Here is a 17,889-nt window from a genome sequence, read left to right as displayed (position 1 = left end):
GATGGGAAGAGCGCGCAATCGGGTTCAAGTGCGCTGTCGCGTCCGAGCGGACAGCCACATCAGAGTGGGCAGTCGCGTCCGAGCGGGCAGCCGGGCCTCGGGATGCTCGCCTTCCTCGCCTACCGGCAGGTGGAGATGCGGTCGATGGCCGCCGTCGAAGCCGCCGGGCACACCATCACCCTGTCGCAGGCGAGGTTGTTCGAGCGAGTGAACCCGGAAGGCTCACGACTGACCGAACTCGCCGAGTCCGCGCAGCTGACGAAACAGAGTGCTGCCTACCTCGTCGACGAACTCATCGCGGCAGGCTACCTGCGGCGTTCGCGTGACCCCGAGGACGGCCGCGCCAAGCTCATCACCATCACCGACCGAGGATATGAGGTCATCGCTGTCGCCCGTCGGTCGGAGGCCGAGGTCGAGGAAGAATGGTCGAACCACCTCGGGGACGAATCATTCGACACGCTGCGCCGGCTGCTCATCGAACTGCGCGAAATCACGGATCCTTTTCGGTGACGGTGTGCGGGCTCGCGTTGTGAGGCCGACTGGCCATATTTCGCACAGGCTTCGTGCGCGTCTGCGTCATTTCGCGTCTCGTGCATCTGCTCGCGTCCTGAAACATGGATCAAATGTGGTCGGCAGGGCGGCGGTCGTGGAGTCAGACTGCGGTGCGGACGCCGATTATGGGTGTGGGCGCGGATTGTGCCCTGCGCGCTCACGCCGGGATGAAGACACAACGGTGCCATTGAGCGACCGAGCAGAGCTACGTGCCGAAGAGACCGTCGATGATGTCGTCGGTGATGAACCGTGAGTGCAGGATGAGAGCGCGAGCGGGGTCGATGCTCTCCGGCGGTCGCCAGGCCGGCCGTCCATCAGCGAGCATGCGGACTTCCCAGTCGGAGCGGTCCATGAGGTGGTGGTGGAAGCTGCAGAGCAGGCACATGTTGTTGATATCGGTCTCACCGCCCCTGGCGTGCGGCGCGACATGGTTCACGTCGCACCATCCCGCTGGTGCGTCGCAGCCGGGGAACACGCATCCGCGATCTCGGGCGGTGACGATCGCGGTCTGCTTCTTGTTGGCGAAACGCTGATCCGTGCGGACTTCCACCGTGCGAGCCTTTTCGTCCATCAAGTGGAAGAAGACCGTGCCGTTGAGGCCGCGACGGGTGATGTCGCTCATCGGGAAGCGGTCGCCGGAACCTGTGGTGGCTTCGCCGGTGCCGTCGGCGATATCAGACGCCTTGGCTGTGACGACGAGAGCATAAGGCGAACCCTTGGCGGCTTCTTTCATGCTGATGCGCGAGATGAGGGTGGCAAAACGTTCGTAGATCCAGACCCTCGCCCCGGGCTGCTCGCTCATGAGATCAACGGTCGCACCGTCGGCGCGGACACCGTGACCGGCAGGAATGGAGCGGTCGGCCGGGGAATCTGCGGTATCGGCCTCGGTCTCACCGGCAGCCTCGACGACGGCCCACGGGGGTGCGTCGAAACGGTCTCCGGTGAGTACAGCGTCGATCGGTTCGAACCGTTCCTCGCCGGGAGCCTGACCGGGTCCGGCGTTCGGGACGATTGCTGGAACGTCTTCGCCGTCGGCGGAGGCCGCCTCGGCGTTCGTGGGCTCTGCTCCCGCTGTGTTCGATGTGTTGTCTTTGGCGGATTGAATCCGCGATGTCAGCAGCCCATGAAGCTCGGATCCCGCTACGGGATCGAGGACGCCCTCCAGCCTCCAATCGCCGTTGCGTTTGGGGCGGGCGGTGACGAAGTAGGCGGAGCGATCGCTGGGGTCGAGCGGCTCCACACCGTCGGGGTCGATGAGAGCGAGCATCTGACGGAAGATGTCGCGGAGCTCGCTGACGGTCACCGACGCCGCGTACTTCACGAGGTCGGCTTCCGCCCGGGATTTCGTCTCCTGGTCCACCCATGCGGGCAGCGCCTTGAGGCAGTCTTCGATGACAGTGAGATGCTCGGCCGGCAGGGTGCCGAGGTGGAGCTGCTCGGCAACGAGCGGGTGTTCGGGCTCGAGCGGTTGGCCATCGAGTGCGACACGTCCACCGAGATTCTCTGCGAGCCTTGCCCGGCGATTCGCTTCTCGCCCCGAGAGATTGAGGCGTTCCTGGATGAGCGCCTTGGTCGACTTGGCGCCACTGTCTGTGGGCGTGCCGACGCGTTCGTAGACGGCCAGCGCCAAAGTGGACAGGGATTCGCTGAGCCGACGCAGAGCCTCCGCACCATCGATGACCTGCAGGGCCTCGCTCGGCCCCATCGGCCGGTCGAATGCCCGAAGCGCTCCGACCAGTCCGTTCAGCGAAGCGATCGAATCAGTGATCTCGGGAGCGCTGGCGGCAAGGTCGTTCCAAGCCGCGTCGGTGAGGATCGGGTGCTGCGAGGCGGGTCGCCGAGAATCGCCTCCAGCCTCGGGCTGAGCAGCAACGGGAACTGTGCTGTGGCCGCCTGCGGTGGTCGGGTTCGCGGGCCCGACGGTTTCGGGCTGAGTGGTTGTGCTGGTCTGCTCATTCGATTCGAACTGTGCAGTCGAATCCGTCTGTGCGTTCGGTTCAGCCTCGGCGGAAATCGCTGGTTCGACGGCTTCGGTTGGTTGTTCGGCGGCGGGAGCCGACGTATCTTCGCGCGATTCTTTGCCGTCGGTCGGCAGGGGTCCGTCGGTCGATACAGGATCGTCGGTCGACGCAGAATCGTCGGTCGACACAGGGTCAAGGGCGTCGAACATCTCGGCGAGGTAGTGGCCGCTGAGGTCGAGTCCGGCTGCCTTGAGCTGTTCCGCCAGAGATGCAGGGTGCGGTGACTCGACTTCGGGCTGCCCGGATGCATTGTCCGCGGATTCTTGAGCAGCGCGCGGCAGGAGGTCGGGGAGATCCGCAGGGTTCGAATTGATCGGCGGCCTTCTGCTCGCTCCGCTGCGCGAGTCAGCGGCGGCACGACGGTCGCGCTTTCCTGACTTGCGTCGCTTGCGGTCGGGGGTGAAGGTCATCGCTGTCGAGTTCCGTTCGTCGTTGAAGGTCTCTTATTCGTATTGTAGACAGTCAATCTGGATAAAACAATAGAAACTTCGAAAATAATTCGATTTGAACTGGCATAGTCGGTGTTTGAGATGTTGCCGGCGGCGAATGCTTGTTTCAGGGTTGATTTGACCTCGACTCTACTCGTCGGCACTGACATGGATCGGTGCCGATTGAGCCGGAGAGCGGATTCTCTGCGGCGGAGCGGCCCCGGTAGGGCCTCCTCGTCTCGGCGGGACCGCCTCGGCGGGATTGCGTCTGCAGGCAGGGCAATTGTGGGTGGGAAGATGAGGGGCTATGGGACTCGATTTCACACTCGTGCAGCTGCGGTACTTCCAGGAGGTCGCCCGGCGGGAAAACATGACCGAGGCGGCGAAGCAGCTCAACGTCACCCAGTCGGCGATTTCGACGGCGATGGCTCAGCTCGAGCGGTCGATCGGACTGGACCTGTCCATCCGGCAGAAGAACCGGTCTGTCGTGCTCTCCCCGGCAGGGAAGCGCTTCCTTGCCGAAGTGACCGGCTTCCTCGAGGCCTCTGAAGCGCTCGGCGAGACCGCGCAGGGGCTGTCCCGGTCGCTGAGTGGGAGTCTGACCGTCGGCGTGTTCTCGCCGATTGCGCCGACTCGGCTGCCGCTGATCCACGACGAGTTCGCGAAGCGGTTCCCCGACGTGCAGGTGACGTACCTCGAGGCCGATCTGGAGGACCTGCAGAAAGCCGTCACGGCAGGCGATTGCGATCTGGCGCTGACGTACATGCTCGGTCCGACGGGGCGATTCGACACCTTCCTTCTCGACGTCGTCGTACCCCACGTTCTGGTGTCCCGCAATCATCGCTTTGCCAGGGGTGGGAAGCCGAAGCCGGTGCACCTGCGTGAGCTTGCCGCAGAAGACTACATTCAGCTCGATCTGCCGTTCACCAGGCAGTACTACGACGAGCTGTTCCGCATCGCCGGGGTTGTGCCGAAGATTCGGCACTCGTTCTCCGGCTATGAGACGTTGCGGTCGTTCGTGGCGATGGGGCACGGGTACTCGCTGCTGAGCCAAAGCGTGTCATCGGGTACCTATATCGGTCTGCAGACGGTCGATGTTCCCCTGCTCGACGACTTCCCGAGCATCGATCTTGCCGTGATCTGGCCCAATGGCGTCCGTTTGAGCCGGCGCGGGAAAGCCTTCTGCGAAGTCAGCAGAGAGGTGTTGGGTGCTGCTTCGAAAGGGTGATGCCTCGGAATTGACCTGCATGTGCGGTCCGTCGAAGCGGTAGGCGCGGGTTGTCTGAGCGGCAGGCGCGTGGCTGAGGTCGGCCTGACCGGCGGGGGCGGGGCGGAGGCCGACCTGAGCGGCAGACGCGGAGCGGAAGACAGCCTGAGCCTCTGCCATTGATTCATTTGATGACAATGTTAGAAAGTATCTGTTGGACCGATCCCGATTCGCTGATGAGAATGAATGGCAGGCATCACTGGGACAGACAGTGATGCATCCGCCACCAGGGTGACAGTCCCCCAGGGTGACACGCCCACCAGGGTGACAGCCCCGACAGGGTGACAGAGCAAAGGAGCTTTGATGTCCACTCCCATCACCGGCCAGGACCACGCGCCGGCAACCGACGGTCACGGCCGATCGACGAAGATGCAGCGGAAGGTGCTTCTCGGCGGCAGCATCGGCCAGTTCGTCGAGTTCTACGACTTCACGCTCTACGGGCTCTCGGCCGTCATCCTGTCCGAATACTTCTTCCCCGACGGCGATCGGATCACCGGTCTGCTGGTCATCTTCGCGACCTTCGGCGTCGCCTTCGTCATGCGCCCCCTCGGCGGTCTGTTCTTCGGAGCACTCGGCGACAAAGTGGGCAGACGCCAGACTCTGACCATCACGATCTTCCTCGTCGGAGCCTGCACCGCACTCATCGGCATCCTCCCCGGGTTCGACACGATCGGCTGGTTCGCCCCGATCCTGCTCATCCTCGCCCGACTCGGCCAGGGCTTCTCCGCAGGCGGCGAATCCGTGGGCGGGCCCTCATTCGTCTACGAACACGCCCCCGTGACCAAGCGCGGACTGTGGATCAACATCACTCTGGCCGCGACGGCTCTGCCCTCGGTGTTCGCCGGCGGCCTCATCCTCCTGCTGTCGACCGTGATGAGCGACGCTGCCTTCGACTCTTGGGGCTGGCGAGTGCCGTTCCTTCTGGCCCTGCCGCTGTCGGCGGTCGGTCTGTGGATCCGGACGAAGACCGACGAATCCGAGCTGTTCAAGAAGACAGCCGCCGAACGGCCCAAGGAATTCAGCCCGATCCGCGACTCCTTCCGCGAGAACTGGGTCGGCATGCTCCAGGTCTTCTTCGTCCTCGGCGTCACCGCGCTCGGCTTCTACATGCTCTCGGCCTACTTCGTCACCTACATCCAGACCACCGGCGACCTCAGCCGCGAACAGTCGCTGCTGACCAACGCGATCGCCATGGCCAGCTACACGATCTTCCTGCCCATCGCCGGCCACCTCGGTGACCGGTTCGGACGTCGGCCCATGCTCATCGCGGGTGCGATTCTGCTCGCGGTCACCTCGGTGCCGGCATTCGGGCTTGTGACCAGCGGACACATGGGGCTGGCATTCCTCGGGCAGACGATCTTCGTCCTCGCGCTCTGTTGCTACGGCGGCGGCTGCTACACCTTCTTCTGTGAGCGCTTTTCGACGAAGACGCGATTCACCTCGGCGGCCATCAGCTACAACATCTCCTACGCGGTGCTCGGCGGAACCGCGCCGTTCGTGGGCACGTGGCTCGTCGACATCACCGGCGTCAACACCGCACCCGGCTACTACATGGCCGCGGCCGCAGCCGTGTGCCTCGTCCTCATCTTCGTCACCCGTCTGCCCGAGACCCGCGGCAGGCTGGGGTGAGTGCGCGATGACAGCAGAGGCCGCCGCCAGCCCATCCACACCCAACCCACCAGAGAGAAGCGATCAGCAATGAACCATCAGGCAGCCCCGTCCTCCGACGCAGCCCCGTCTTCCGACGCAGCCTTCCTCACCGACTTCCACTTCGTCGCCACCATCGGCGCCACGGACAGCAACGGCGTCGACCGTCAGGCACTGACGGCGGAGGACAAACAGACGCGTGACTGGATGCGCGGCTGGGCGACCGACAAGGGCTTCGACGTGCGCGTGGACGCCATCGGGAATATGTTCGCGTGCCTCGAGTTCGTTCCCGATGCCCCTTACGTCCTCATTGGCTCCCACCTCGATTCACAGCCGCTCGGCGGCCGCTTCGACGGCGCCTACGGCGTCATCGCCGCCCTCTTCGCGGCCCTGCGTGTGAAAGAGGACCTCGCAGAATCCGGGCTCCCACCCACCTTCAACCTCGCCGTCGTCAACTGGTTCAACGAAGAGGGCGGCCGTTTCGCCCCGTCGATCATGGGCAGCTCCGTCTACGCCGGACTCTTCGACCTCGACGAGATGCTCGCCGTCACCGACCTCGAAGACACCTCCGTCGCCGAGGCGCTAGACGCCATCGGCTACGCCGGCACCGACACCCCGCCCGAGGCGATCTCCTACGCCGAGATCCACATCGAACAGGGCCGCATCCTCGAGCGTGAAGCCACGGACATCGGTGTCGTCGAATCCAGCTGGTACACGCAGAAGCTCGACATCGACGTCCTCGGCGAACAGTCCCACACCGGCGCCACAGCCATGGCCGATCGTCACGATGCGCTCGTCGCGGCCGCGAAGGTCGTCCTCGCCGTCGCCGAGGTGGTGAACGAGTTCGAGGACGAAGCTCTCGTGTCCTCGGTCGGCCAACACGTCGTCGAACCGAACTCGCCGATCGTCGTCCCCCGCCGCGTGCACATGGTCGCCGACCTCCGCTCCTCAGATCCGGCCGTCGTGCAGACCGCCCGCGACTCCCTCAAGAAGCAGATCGCCGAGATCGCCCGCGCCCACGACATCACCATCAACGTCGAGGACTTCGACATCCGCGACAAGCGCCGCTTCCCGACCGAAGGCGTCGAGCTCGCCGAGAAGGCCGTGGCCAACGAAGGCCTGAGCATCCGCCGCCTCGAGACCATGGCCGGCCACGATTCCGTGGCGATGAACCACCGCGTGCCCGCCGTGATGATGTTCGTGCCCAGCGTCGACGGCGTCTCCCACTGCGAACGCGAATTCACCACCGATGAGGACATGGTCCGCGGCGTCCGCGTGCTCACCTCGGTGGTCGGCGAGCTCGTCCGCGGTGAACTCGCCGACGTCCGCGAGGGCGCCGTGTGGATCGGTTCCTCTGTCGCCGAGGCGCGCGCATGACCCGCGACGAGACCCGCACAGCGTCCCCGATGCCCACCGAACCCTGGACGCTCACCGCCACCGAGGCGCTCGCCGCCTTCCGGTCCAAGGAGCTGTCCCCGGTCGACTACCTGACCTCGCTCATCGGCCGCATCACCGCGGAAGATGAGCGCATCAATGCGGTCACCGAAGTCGTCGAGGAGGCGGTCACCTCGGCGCGGGAGGCGGAGACGTTCTACGTCAACGCCACCGATGACGACCTCGCCGAGGCGGCCGCCGCCCGGCCCCTGCTCGGACTTCCCGTGATCGCCAAGGAGAAGCACGCCCTGGCCGGGCGCGGGCTGACCCAGGGTCTCCTCCACGAACGCGACACCGTCGCGACAGCCGACGCCGCGATCATCGGACGCATCCGCGCCGCCGGCGGATACGTCCATGCCAGAGCGACCTCTCCGGAGTTCAGCTGCGCGACGATCACGCATTCGCCGATGTGGGGAGTCACCCGCAACCCGTGGAACCTCGAGCTCTCACCGGGCGGGTCCTCGGGCGGATCGGGTGCCGCGCTCGCTGCCGGATTCGCGCCCCTGGCCACCGCCTCGGACATCGCCGGCTCGACGCGGCTGCCCGCAGCCTTCACCGGAACCGTCGGGTTCAAGGCACCCTACGGCCGCATTCCCGGCGTCCAGCCCCTGGCCGCGGACTGGTACCGCGGCGATGGGCCGATGGCCCGCTCCGTCGCCGACACCGCCCTGCTCGCCCGGGTGATGGTCGGCCCTGATCCGAGCGATCACGCTACGATCGCCTCGCCCGGATTCCTCGATGGCTTCGACCCCGCCGAGGCGGCCGACCGGCTCCGCGGACGCAGGGTCGCGCTGTGCGTGCGCTTGGGAGACTTCCCCGTCGGGAAGGACATCGAAGCGAACACCCGCGCGATCGCCTCGGCGCTGGAATCGGCGGGCGCGGAAGTCGAGGAGATCGAACTGCCGTGGACATACGAGCGGATCTTCGAGACCGCGTTCACGCACTTCGGGAACCTGCTCGCCCCCGCCATGCGCGCGGCCACCCGCGGTCACGAGGACACTCTGGCCGACTACACGCTGCGGTTCATGGCCGACACCGAGGCGGTCGCCTCCCGTCGTTCCTTCTATGACGGTCTCGCCATGGAAGCGCAGATCCAGGCGGAGCTCGCCGCAGCGATGGACGGGTTCGATGTGCTCCTGGCCCCCACCTCGGCGGTGGCGGGATTGGAAGCCGGAGCCAGCTACCTCGACGGGATCACGGTCGACGCCGACGGAGTCGGTCGCGAGGGCGCAGGTGACGGTGCAGTCGCTGCCACTGGTGGGACGGCCGGTGTGCGCCTCGATCACTACTGGCAGGCGCATATGACGATGCCGTTCAACATCTGCAACCGGGTGCCGATCGTCAATGTGCCCTCCGGGATGGCCGACTGCGGCATCCCCACCGGCGTCCAGGTCATCGCCCACCCGTTTGACGACGGCACTGCTTTCGACGTCGCCGCCGCGATCGAGGCGCTGCATCCGTGGACGGGGCTCGCGCCTGAGTGACGATGGTTGCGGCTGATCTGTTGGCAGGAGTCTTTGTCTTCTTCGACGACAGAAATCGTTCCATAGCCAAATGAGAAGGAGCACGCAGATGATCGACGGGCAGTCGCAACCGACGGATGGACAGTTCCAGCCGACGGGCCGACAGGCTCATCGGATGGATGCGCACACCCTCGCCGAGGTGGAGCGTGCCGGTGCGCAGTTCAACGCCGTCACAGCGATGACCGTTGACCGAGCCGAAGCACTCGACGCCGAGTCGTCCGAGCGTCGGGACTCCGGCCAGCCGCCTCGGCGGCTCGAAGGGATCCCGTTCGCGATCAAGGACGTCATCGACCTCGTCGGATACCCGACGACGATGGGATCGGACGTGCGCAGCGAGGAGCCGGCGGCCGCCTCGGCGACGGTCGTGACCCGACTCGAGGAAGCGGGTGCGATCCCGGTCGCGAAGACGAACTGCCAGGAGTACTCGTACGGGATCCTCGGTGACGAATCCGCATTCGGCCGCGTCGTCAATACCGTCGACCCGGCGCTGTGCACCGCCGGGTCGAGCTCGGGTTCGGCCGCACTCGTCGCTGCCGGCGCTGTGCCGTTGGCGCTGGGCACGGACACGGCCGGATCCGTGCGTGTCCCCGCCGCCTGTCAAGGCGTGTTCGGATTCAAACCAAGCTTCGGCGTCGTGCCCGTCAACGGGGTGTTCCCGCTTTCGCCTGCCTTCGACACCGTCGGACTGTTTGCTTCCGACCTCGGCCTGCTGACCACGGCGTTCGAGGTGATCAGGGAAGACGATTCCGGCGAGGCCACCGGTTCGAGTGCGGCGTTCTTCCCCGCGGGCAGCGGCGAACGGACGATCGATGTCAGTCTCTTCGCCGATGATGACGACCGGGCGAGAGACCTGCTCATGACGGTCCCGGACCTCACGATCACCTCGGCGAACGGGCCGGGCCTGGTCGAACTCCTCGACGACCTTGCACCGATCTACGACTTCATCCGCCTCTACGAGGCATTCGATGTGCATCGGGACCTCTTCGCCGAGCACGCCGCGAACTATCAGCCCGGGGTGGCGAAGAAGCTCGAAGCCGGCCGGGGCCTCGGCGAGGCCGAATATCGGATGCAGCTGAAGGCGCTCGCCGAACTGCGGGAACGGGCGCTCACGGTCTTCGGCGCCGCCGATTTCCTGCTCACTCCAGCCATCGACGGACCCGTGATCCGCTGGGACGAGCTCGCCGCGGATTCGGCTGCGAAGTTCATGCGCTATTCGATGCCGTTCAACGTCCTCGGCTGGCCGGCGCTGACGATCCCGCTGCCCGGGGTCGGAACGTCGGAAAGGCCGCGGGCCGTGCAGCTGGTCGGGCGTCCCGGCGGTGACCGCGAACTCCTCGCCTTCGCCTCTCGGCTGGGCTGAGCGACCTCGACGAGACCGAGCTCTTATCATCGCCACGCTCGTGTCGATGATCCAGTCGTACGTGCTGTGGGCTGCGCGAACGTGAGGTGAATGTCGCCGAGGCGGCCCACCCCCGGTGGGATGGACCACCTCGGTGAGGTCGGACCGCCTCAGTGGGGTGGGCCGCCTCGGCGAGGTGGGAGGTCACAGTCTCCAGCAGCTGTCGAGCGGAGCCTTGCCGGCGAAGGTGCGACTGGTGAAGGTTTCGACGCGAGGCAGCGCAGCGATGTAGCCGCCGATGTGAGTGGGGCCGAGATTGTCCTCGAACGCCACCTTGTGACCGGCGCGGCACCAGGTCGCGGCGAGCTCCTTGCCCTGTTCGAACGGAATGACGTCATCGAGGCGGCTGTGGTTGACCAGCAGCGGGACATCGGGCACGGGAGCCTCGCCCAAGCGCTGCCTGTCCGCGATGTCCAGGAACCGCTCATCGATGATCTCCTGGAGGGTCCTGCCGTCCTTCGTCAGCGACTGCGAATCCGTGAACGCAGTCGAGAGCAGCGCCTCGACGGTGCACTTATTCGACGTTTCGGCCACCGTCTTCTGCCCCTTCTCGTTGAGGAATTCGGACAGATCGATGTCGGCCTGATCGGCGAACCCGGCGACACCGTACAGGGCGAACGCCGTGTAGACGCTCGAGAGCCCGGATACGGTCTTGTACAGGTCCGTGGGAACGGCGCCCGCCGAGGCGGAGGCGATGTTGAGCTCGGGTGCCCATTCCTTCTGCAGTTCCAGGGCCGCGGTCGTGGCGTGGCCGCCCTGCGAGTATCCGCGCAGCTGGAGCTGAGTCTCCTCGTCGACGTCGCTATCGTCGACCTGCTGGACGGCGCGTGCCGCATCAAGGACCGAACGTCCCTCTTCGACACGATTGACGAAGTGGTGGGTGCCTTCGGTGCCGAGGCCCATGTAGTCGACGACGACAACAGGATGCTTCGCGGCCAAGGCCGAGGCGATGGAGATGCCCTCATACTCGGTGCCCATGCCCATCTGACGGCTGGGAGCGCACTTATCGGCAATCCCCTGGGTGCCGGGCGAGAGGACGACGGCATCGTCGGCGTGGCCGCTCGCGCCCTTCGGAGTGAGCAGGGTGGCGGTGGCGGCTCGGGCCTGGCCCTTCTCATCGGTGGTCTTGTACATGAAGACCGTCGATTTCGCGTCATGCTTGATGAGTTTGACGGGATCGAGGTAGAACTCCGAATCGGCCTGCTTGAGCACTGCGCCGTCTTCGCTCGGCAGCGAGTTCGGAGTCTGATAGAAGTCCTCGGGGACTCCGGACGCGGGCAGGTCCTCCTGTGCGGCGGCGTATTCGACGTCGGCTGTGGTGAGCTCATCGGACTTCTCGACGGCCTTCTGCGCCCGTTCGACGCTGACGCCTTCGGGAACGCTGCTGCGGTCGAGTGAGCTCGGGGCCTCAGCTGCGCGGTCTTCGATGAGCTGTTCGGCTTCGGACTCGGTCTGCGGGACCAGGTCGGCGGCATTCGCGGGAGTCGCGGGGGCGCCCAGGGCGAGTGCGAGGCTGGTCAGCGTTGCGGCTCCGACCACGGCGGTCAGACGTCTGCGGCGTCGCAGTGCGCCCTCGTGAGTGAGTGCGGATGCATGGGCGGTTGTGCGCATAGGCGGTTGTCCTGTTCAGTCGTGGAACTCTGCGTTGAGGTCGTACGGTTGAGCGGAGTTGAGCCTCGGGACAGGGGTGTCGTCGTCGAAGCCACCCGAAGTGCGGTGCCCGATCTGTGACGGGCGTCACCCACATTACTGGATAGTAGAACCGAACGGTAGTTAAGGGGCGAACTCTGTCCTGCGTCGATTCAGGCGCTGGTGAAGCTGGCGACTGTTCAGGCGAAGTGGGAATGCTGGCCGTGGCGATCATGATCGCCACTGAGATCCTCGACATGAAGAAGGCCGCCGGTCGACAGCGTGGTGCGCTGCCGGCCGACGGCCGAATCGCCAGCCCGTCCGCATATGACGAGCTGCAGGGTCTCTACTTCCGCTCGAGCTCCTCGAGGCTCGGGTAGATCGTCTCCTTCGGAGCGACCCCGTGATTGCGAATGAGGACGTAGTACAGGCCGAAAGTGACCACGATGCCCACGAGCCACGAGATGTCAGCGCCGCCGAGCTTCGCGACCAGCGGGCCGGTGTAGAAGGACTGCGCGAGGAACGGGATCTGGATGACGACGCCGATTCCGTAGGCCACCAGCGCACGCCAGTTCCATGCGCCGTAGCGGCCGGCCCGATCGTAGAACGCGGGGATGTCGAACCGGTCCTTCGAGATCAGGTAGTAGTCGGTGAGGTTGATGACGCTCCACGGCGTGAAGACCATGAGCAGTGCAAGGACGAAATTCTTGAAGTTCGCGAGGAAGTCCGCCGAGGCCAGCAGCGCCACGAGCACGGTGAGGGTGACGATGCCGACGACGAAGACCGCACGGGTCCAGCGGCGGATCGTCGCCCGGTTGCCGAAGGAGGTGAGGATCGTCAGCGTGCACATGAACGCGCCGTAGGCGTTGAGCGTGTTGACGGTGAGCTTGCCCAGCAGGATGACGATGAAGATGAGGAGTGCGAACACGCCCCCGCCGACGATGTCGCCGACATAGGCGACCTGGTTCTCGACGAACAGGTTGCCCGACTCCGTCATGGCGGCGGCGCCGATGAGCGCACCGAGGGTCATCGACCACTGCGAACCGATGACCGATCCGCCGAAGGTGAACCAGAAGGTCTTCGACGACGGGGTCGACCGCGGCAGGTATCGCGAATAGTCGGCGACATACGGCCCATAGGTCAGCTGCCAGCCCACTGACAGTGCGATTGCGGACAGGAAGGCCGGGAAGGCGAATGACGAGTTCGAGATCAGTCCGGGCACGTCGACCTGCGTGAGCACGCAGTAGGTGATGAAGAGGAACCCGAGCAGACCCGTCACCGAGGAGATCCGGCCGAGCACGTGGATGTACTTGTATCCCAGCAGGGCCACCAGCGCGGTGAGCGCACCGAAGATGACGATGCCGATCCACGGGGTCTCGACGCCGATGATGAGGTTGACGGCCTGACCGGACAGCACCGCTCCGGTCGAGGCGAAGCCGATGTACATGAGCACGACGAGCACGAGTGGGATGATCGCGCCGATGATGCCGAACTGGGCACGCGAGGAGATCATCTGCGGCAGACCCAGCTGCGGGCCCTGTGCCGAGTGCAGCGCCATGACGATGCCGCCGATGATGTTGCCGATGAGCAGGCCGACGATGGCCCACAGGGCATCGGCGCCGAAGACGACAGCCAGGGCGCCGTCGACGATGGCGGTGATCTGAGTGTTGGCGCCGAACCACAGGGTGAACTGGGAACGTGGCGTTCCGTGACGCTCGGCGTCAGGCACCATCTCGATGGACCGCTTCTCGATCCCCGAATTGGTCGTACCAGCCATGATCTCTTCTCCTTTGAACTGATGAACCTGGTTCAGTGTGGCACCGCTGCGCAACCCTGGACGAGGCCCGGATCACACTTTCTGTCCGAAATATCGGAATTGGGGCGCTGGTGCCTGGAGGACGCCATGATCTTCGGGCCGTACGCGGAGGGTTGAAGATTCCGCGGGAGAAGAGTGTCGATTGTGGCGTCGGAATTCAACAGTCAGTTCCCGCAGAATCGTGAGTCGTCGACATGCCGCCGAGGCAGTCCGAGGCCTCGGCGCCGTTGTCCTCGGCATCTGCCTCTCAGCGCGACAGGCTGCGCGCAATGATCGTGCGCTGGATCTCCGAGGAACCTTCGTAGATACGGTAGATCCGGGCGTCGCGGACGTAGCGCTCGAGCGGGAAGTCGCGGGTGAAGCCATAGCCGCCGTGGATCTGCAGTGCTTCGTCGGCGATGAACGCAGCGGCCTCGGAGGCGGCGAGCTTCGCCGTCGCCGACGACCGGGTGAAGTCCACCTCCGCGTCGCGCTGTTCGGCGGCGTCCATCGTCAGCAGCCACGCCGACCGGTACTTCGTGTACATGTCCGCGAGCTTGAACGCGATGCCCTGCAGGCGGTTGAGCGGCTTGCCGCTGATCGTGCGCTCGCCCGCCCAATCCACGGCCGCGTCGAGGGCGGCCTTGCCGATCCCCAGACTCATCGCCGCCACCTCGATGCGGCCGCGGTCGAGCACCCGCATGGCCGTGGTGAAGCCCTCACCCTCGATGCCGAGGAGGGCGTCCTCGGGCACGACCGTGTCGATGACGAATTCGTAGACGGGGCTTCCGCGCAGACCCATCGTCTTCTCCGGGGGATTGAAGTCCAACCCCGACGAGGCGGCCTTGGTGTCGACGATGAATGCGCTGATTCCCTTGTGGCCGGCGTCGACGTCGGTCTTCGCGTAGACGACGATGAAGTCCGCGAACCCGGCGTTCGTGATGAAGCACTTCGTGCCCTTGATGTGCCATCCGCCCTCGACGCGGGTGGCCTTCGTCGACATCTCCGCGGGGTTCGATCCGGCTCCGGGTTCGGTCAGGCCGAAGGAGCCGATGACCTCACCGGCGGCGGCCCGCGGCAGCCAGGCTTCGCGCTGAGCGTCGGTGCCGCCGAGGAGGATCGAGTCGGTGGCGAGGAACTGCGCGGTGACGATCGACGCGGTGGAGGCGCACGCCTCTGTCACGGAGGCGACCATCTGGCTCATCGCCACCGAACCGACTCCCGGTCCGCCGAACTCCTCGGGCAGGTTCAGTCCCATGACTCCCACCTCGGCGAGGGTCTGCAACGTCTCATCGGAGACGCGTTCGTTCGCATCGGCGGCCGCCGCCTGGGGGATGAGGACGTCCTTGCTGATCTGGGCGACGGCGTCGACGAATTCCTGTTCGTCGGCAGTGATGTCAAAGGCCATGAGTGCTCCTTGGAGGTGTCGTGGATGTGGGGTGAGGCCGATCGGATCGCCGAGGCGGGGCCGCTCGTGGGCTGTGGCCGGTCGTGGGGTGGGGGCCGAGCCTTGCGGTCAGGCGCTCAGTCCGTGGGTTCCACCTCGGCGAAGTCGGCATTGTGCTCGCCGAGGCGGGGTGCCGGAAGCGTTGACGCAGGGCGGGTGCCATCGACGAGGAGCGGATGGCCGAGATAGGCGTGTCCGGTGCGGGCATCGGCGGCGGTCAGCCCCCGGGCGGTGCCGAGCGGTCCGTCGACCGCCTCGGCGAAATCGAGGACGGGGGAGTTCGGGATTCCCGCGTCATCGAAGAGCTCGCACAGCTCGGCGACGGTGCGGCCGATGGTGAAGTCCTCGATCTCGGTGCGCAGTGACTCGTCGTTGGCCGAGCGCTGCCCGTCCGTGGCGAACCGCGGGTCGGCGGCGAGTCCGGGCTTGCCGAGGGTGCGGGCGAGAGTGCCGAAGAGCCGGTCGTTGGCCACGGCGATGACGAGGAGTCCGTCGGCGGCGCGGTAGGTGTCGAAAGGGGCCGAGACCGGGTGGCGGTTGCCGACTCGGGTCGGGCTGGTGCCGGCGGCGTGGATGGAGGCGTTCGTCGGCTGCATGGCGAGCATGACGTCGAGCATCGGTATGTCGATATGGGCGCCTTCGCCGGTCATCTGGCGGTGGAAGAGCGCCGAGGAGATGCCGAAGGCGGCGAAGACGCCGGCGGAGACGTCGGCGATGGATTCCCCGACCCGGGTGGGGGAGCCGTCGGGGAAGCCGGTCGAGGCCATGAGCCCGCTCAGGGCCTGGATGACCGTGTCGTAGGCAGGACGTCCGGCCTGATTGCCGGCCTGGCCGAAACCGGAGATCGACGCGTAGACGATATCGGGTTTCACGGCTTTGACGTCGTCGAAGGAGAGTCCGAGCTTCGCGGCGACGCCGGGACGGAAGTTCTCGACGACGACATCGCAGTCGGCGATGAGCTCGAGCAGGCGTGCATGGTGCTCGGGGTCCTTGAGATCGGCCTCGATCGAGCGCTTGCCGCGGTTGAGTCCGGTGAAGTACGTCGACCCGGAATCGGTGAAGGGTCCGAGATGTCGGGAATCGTCGCCGTGGCCGGGCATCTCTATCTTGATCACCTCGGCACCCTGATCGGCGAGCATCGCCGTGGCGTAGGGACCGGCGAGGACGCGGGAGAAATCGGCGATTCGGACTCCGGCGAGGAGCTGCTTCGTTGCGTTCATGATCCTCATCCTCGGCTCTGACCTGCGTGAAGACAACGGGGTCAGTAGGGATATCGTCCGAGGTGTCGGACGCGTGGAGTGCGTTGGACAGGCGTCAGTCGGGAACCTGGCGGAACGCGGGCTGAGAACGCGAGAAGGCCCGTCCGCGCATGGGCGGACGGGCCTTCGTGAGTCTTCCGGGTGGGGCGCGGGTCGACCCAGAGGGCCAGCCCGGCATCGCCGGGCCGGCGGCTGATCAGGCGACGGACTCGAAGACCGCGGCCATGCCCTGACCGCCGCCGATGCACATGGTCTCGATGCCGTAGCGCGAACCGCGTCGGTCCATCTCTCGCAGCAGGGTGGCGAGAATCCGGCCGCCGGTGGCGCCGACGGGGTGTCCGAGCGAGATGCCGGAGCCGTTGACGTTGAGCCGTTCGGCGAAGTCGGATTCCGTGAGCTTCCATTCGCTCGTGCACGCCAGGACCTGCGCGGCGAAGGCCTCGTTGAGTTCGATGAGGTCGATGTCGCCCAGGCCGAGCTCCGCGCGTTCGAGCGCCTTGGCCACGGCCGGCACCGGGCCGATGCCCATCGTCTTCGGCGGCACCCCGGCCACGGCCCAGCTGCGCATCCGGGCGAAGGCCCGCAGCCCCAGCTCGGCGGCCTTCGACGCGGTGGTCACGATGGACATCGCCGCGCCGTCGTTCTGGCCCGAGGCGTTGCCTGCGGTCACCGTGGCCTCATCGTCGAACTTCGCGCGCAGGGGCGTGAGCTTCGCAAGTTTCTCCACCGTCGATCCCGGGCGGATGTGCTCGTCGGTCGTGATGACCTGTTCGGGGGTCTTGCGGGTGGCCGGCAGCGTGATCGGCACGATCTCCTCGGCGAACTTCCCCTCCTCCGTCGCCGCGGCGGCCCGACGGTGCGATTCCACCGCATAGGCGTCCTGGTCCTCCCGGGAGATGCCGTAGTCACGACGCAGGTTCTCCGCGGTTTCGATCATTCCGCCCGGCACGGGGTAGTCATCGCCGCCGGCGGTGAGGCGGCCGCGGACGAGGCCGTCCTTGAGTTCGATGTTGCCGCCCTTGACGCCCCAGCGGATCTCCTCGTTGAAGAACGGTGCGCGGCTCATCGACTCGGTGCCTCCGGCGATGACGACATCGGCGAAACCGGCCGAGATCATCGCATGGGCGTCGGCGATCGCCTGCAGGCCGGAACCGCAGCGGCGGTCGACCTGGCGGCCCGGAACGGTGATCGGCAGTCCCGCGTTGAGGGCGACGACGCGGCCGATCGCCGGGGTCTCCATGTGCGGATAGCAGTTGCCGAGGACGACGTCATCGATGACCTCACCGGGCAGGGAGGTCTTCTCGAGCAGTGCGGTGAGCACCTGCCGGCCGAGCTCCTCATGCGGAACGTTCTTGAACTGTCCGCCGAATCCGCCCACGGGGGAGCGGAGGGGCTCACAGATGACGATGTCTTCGGACACAGGATCTCCCTCGAGTTGTGGTCGAGCCGTCCGACTGCGTCAGCCGCGGCACCGACATATTCGGCATC

Annotated in this window: 13 protein-coding genes; 7 read left to right on the top strand and 6 right to left on the bottom strand. The window is 66.0% G+C overall.

Going from position 1 to position 17,889, the window contains the following annotated elements; translation table 11 throughout:
• Positions 1 to 102 precede the first annotated feature (102 nt).
• Positions 103 to 510 carry a MarR family winged helix-turn-helix transcriptional regulator gene (locus FHG09_RS01215; RefSeq protein ID WP_227492477.1) on the top strand — a complete coding sequence of 136 codons (408 nt, stop codon included), beginning with the start codon at positions 103 to 105 and terminating at the stop codon, positions 508 to 510.
• A gap of 247 nt (positions 511 to 757) precedes the next feature.
• On the opposite strand, the gene FHG09_RS01210 is transcribed toward FHG09_RS01215, so the two are convergent.
• Positions 758 to 2,983, bottom strand: a complete 2,226-nt coding sequence (locus FHG09_RS01210) for an HNH endonuclease signature motif containing protein (RefSeq protein ID WP_152345872.1) — start codon at positions 2,981 to 2,983, stop codon at positions 758 to 760.
• A 325-nt stretch (positions 2,984 to 3,308) separates the two neighbouring features.
• Between FHG09_RS01210 and FHG09_RS01205 the strand changes: the two genes are divergently transcribed.
• From FHG09_RS01205 to FHG09_RS01185, 5 genes are all read left to right on the top strand, one after another.
• On the top strand, positions 3,309 to 4,229 hold the full coding sequence (locus FHG09_RS01205; RefSeq protein ID WP_152345871.1) for a LysR family transcriptional regulator: 921 nt from the start codon (positions 3,309 to 3,311) through the stop codon (positions 4,227 to 4,229).
• Positions 4,230 to 4,571: 342 nt separating this feature from the next.
• Positions 4,572 to 5,897, top strand: coding sequence for an MFS transporter (locus FHG09_RS01200; RefSeq protein WP_227492476.1), 1,326 nt, complete (start codon positions 4,572 to 4,574; stop codon positions 5,895 to 5,897).
• 69 nt (positions 5,898 to 5,966) lie between these two features.
• Positions 5,967 to 7,292, top strand: coding sequence for a M20 family metallo-hydrolase (locus FHG09_RS01195; protein ID WP_152345870.1), 1,326 nt, complete (start codon positions 5,967 to 5,969; stop codon positions 7,290 to 7,292).
• Entirely contained in the window at positions 7,289 to 8,833 is a 1,545-nt protein-coding gene (locus tag FHG09_RS01190; RefSeq protein WP_227492475.1) for an amidase, read from the top strand. Before FHG09_RS01195 ends, FHG09_RS01190 begins: the two co-directional genes overlap by 4 nt.
• A gap of 70 nt (positions 8,834 to 8,903) precedes the next feature.
• The gene (locus FHG09_RS01185; protein WP_152345869.1) at positions 8,904 to 10,232 is read left to right on the top strand and encodes an amidase; all 1,329 of its coding nucleotides are present in this window, start codon (positions 8,904 to 8,906) and stop codon (positions 10,230 to 10,232) included.
• A gap of 183 nt (positions 10,233 to 10,415) precedes the next feature.
• On the opposite strand, the gene FHG09_RS01180 is transcribed toward FHG09_RS01185, so the two are convergent.
• Positions 10,416 to 11,882: a lipase family protein gene (locus FHG09_RS01180; protein WP_152345868.1), complete on the bottom strand. Its 1,467-nt coding sequence runs from the start codon at positions 11,880 to 11,882 to the stop codon at positions 10,416 to 10,418.
• Between the two features lie 227 nt (positions 11,883 to 12,109).
• Between FHG09_RS01180 and FHG09_RS19675 the strand changes: the two genes are divergently transcribed.
• Positions 12,110 to 12,280, top strand: a complete 171-nt coding sequence (locus FHG09_RS19675; protein ID WP_193627235.1) for a hypothetical protein — start codon at positions 12,110 to 12,112, stop codon at positions 12,278 to 12,280.
• On the opposite strand, the gene FHG09_RS01175 is transcribed toward FHG09_RS19675, so the two are convergent.
• The 4 genes from FHG09_RS01175 to FHG09_RS01160 all read right to left on the bottom strand — a co-directional run bounded on the left by FHG09_RS01175 (position 12,247) and on the right by FHG09_RS01160 (position 17,821).
• The gene (locus FHG09_RS01175; RefSeq protein ID WP_152345867.1) at positions 12,247 to 13,677 is read right to left on the bottom strand and encodes a purine-cytosine permease family protein; all 1,431 of its coding nucleotides are present in this window, start codon (positions 13,675 to 13,677) and stop codon (positions 12,247 to 12,249) included. The genes FHG09_RS19675 and FHG09_RS01175 overlap by 34 nt on opposite strands.
• 286 nt (positions 13,678 to 13,963) lie before the next feature.
• Positions 13,964 to 15,103 carry an acyl-CoA dehydrogenase family protein gene (locus tag FHG09_RS01170; protein WP_152345866.1) on the bottom strand — a complete coding sequence of 380 codons (1,140 nt, stop codon included), beginning with the start codon at positions 15,101 to 15,103 and terminating at the stop codon, positions 13,964 to 13,966.
• Positions 15,104 to 15,219: 116 nt separating this feature from the next.
• Entirely contained in the window at positions 15,220 to 16,362 is a 1,143-nt protein-coding gene (locus tag FHG09_RS01165) for a CaiB/BaiF CoA transferase family protein (protein ID WP_152345865.1), read from the bottom strand.
• 235 nt (positions 16,363 to 16,597) lie between these two features.
• Positions 16,598 to 17,821 carry an acetyl-CoA C-acetyltransferase gene (locus FHG09_RS01160; protein ID WP_152345864.1) on the bottom strand — a complete coding sequence of 408 codons (1,224 nt, stop codon included), beginning with the start codon at positions 17,819 to 17,821 and terminating at the stop codon, positions 16,598 to 16,600.
• Positions 17,822 to 17,889 lie beyond the last annotated feature (68 nt).

Origin of the sequence: Brevibacterium sp. CFH 10365, assembly GCF_009299785.1 — a bacterium.
In the GTDB taxonomy this organism is placed as follows: domain Bacteria; phylum Actinomycetota; class Actinomycetes; order Actinomycetales; family Brevibacteriaceae; genus Brevibacterium; species Brevibacterium limosum.
This window is presented reverse-complemented; position numbering and strand designations above follow the sequence as displayed.

Coding starts and splice junctions, on each gene's coding strand:
- FHG09_RS01215 (WP_227492477.1), top strand. CDS start 103: ATGCTCGCCTTCCTCGCCTACCGGCAGGTGGAGATGCGGTCGATGGCC.
- FHG09_RS01210 (WP_152345872.1), bottom strand. CDS start 2,983: ATGACCTTCACCCCCGACCGCAAGCGACGCAAGTCAGGAAAGCGCGAC.
- FHG09_RS01205 (WP_152345871.1), top strand. CDS start 3,309: ATGGGACTCGATTTCACACTCGTGCAGCTGCGGTACTTCCAGGAGGTC.
- FHG09_RS01200 (WP_227492476.1), top strand. CDS start 4,572: ATGTCCACTCCCATCACCGGCCAGGACCACGCGCCGGCAACCGACGGT.
- FHG09_RS01195 (WP_152345870.1), top strand. CDS start 5,967: ATGAACCATCAGGCAGCCCCGTCCTCCGACGCAGCCCCGTCTTCCGAC.
- FHG09_RS01190 (WP_227492475.1), top strand. CDS start 7,289: ATGACCCGCGACGAGACCCGCACAGCGTCCCCGATGCCCACCGAACCC.
- FHG09_RS01185 (WP_152345869.1), top strand. CDS start 8,904: ATGAGAAGGAGCACGCAGATGATCGACGGGCAGTCGCAACCGACGGAT.
- FHG09_RS01180 (WP_152345868.1), bottom strand. CDS start 11,882: ATGCGCACAACCGCCCATGCATCCGCACTCACTCACGAGGGCGCACTG.
- FHG09_RS01175 (WP_152345867.1), bottom strand. CDS start 13,677: ATGGCTGGTACGACCAATTCGGGGATCGAGAAGCGGTCCATCGAGATG.
- FHG09_RS01170 (WP_152345866.1), bottom strand. CDS start 15,103: ATGGCCTTTGACATCACTGCCGACGAACAGGAATTCGTCGACGCCGTC.
- FHG09_RS01165 (WP_152345865.1), bottom strand. CDS start 16,362: ATGAACGCAACGAAGCAGCTCCTCGCCGGAGTCCGAATCGCCGATTTC.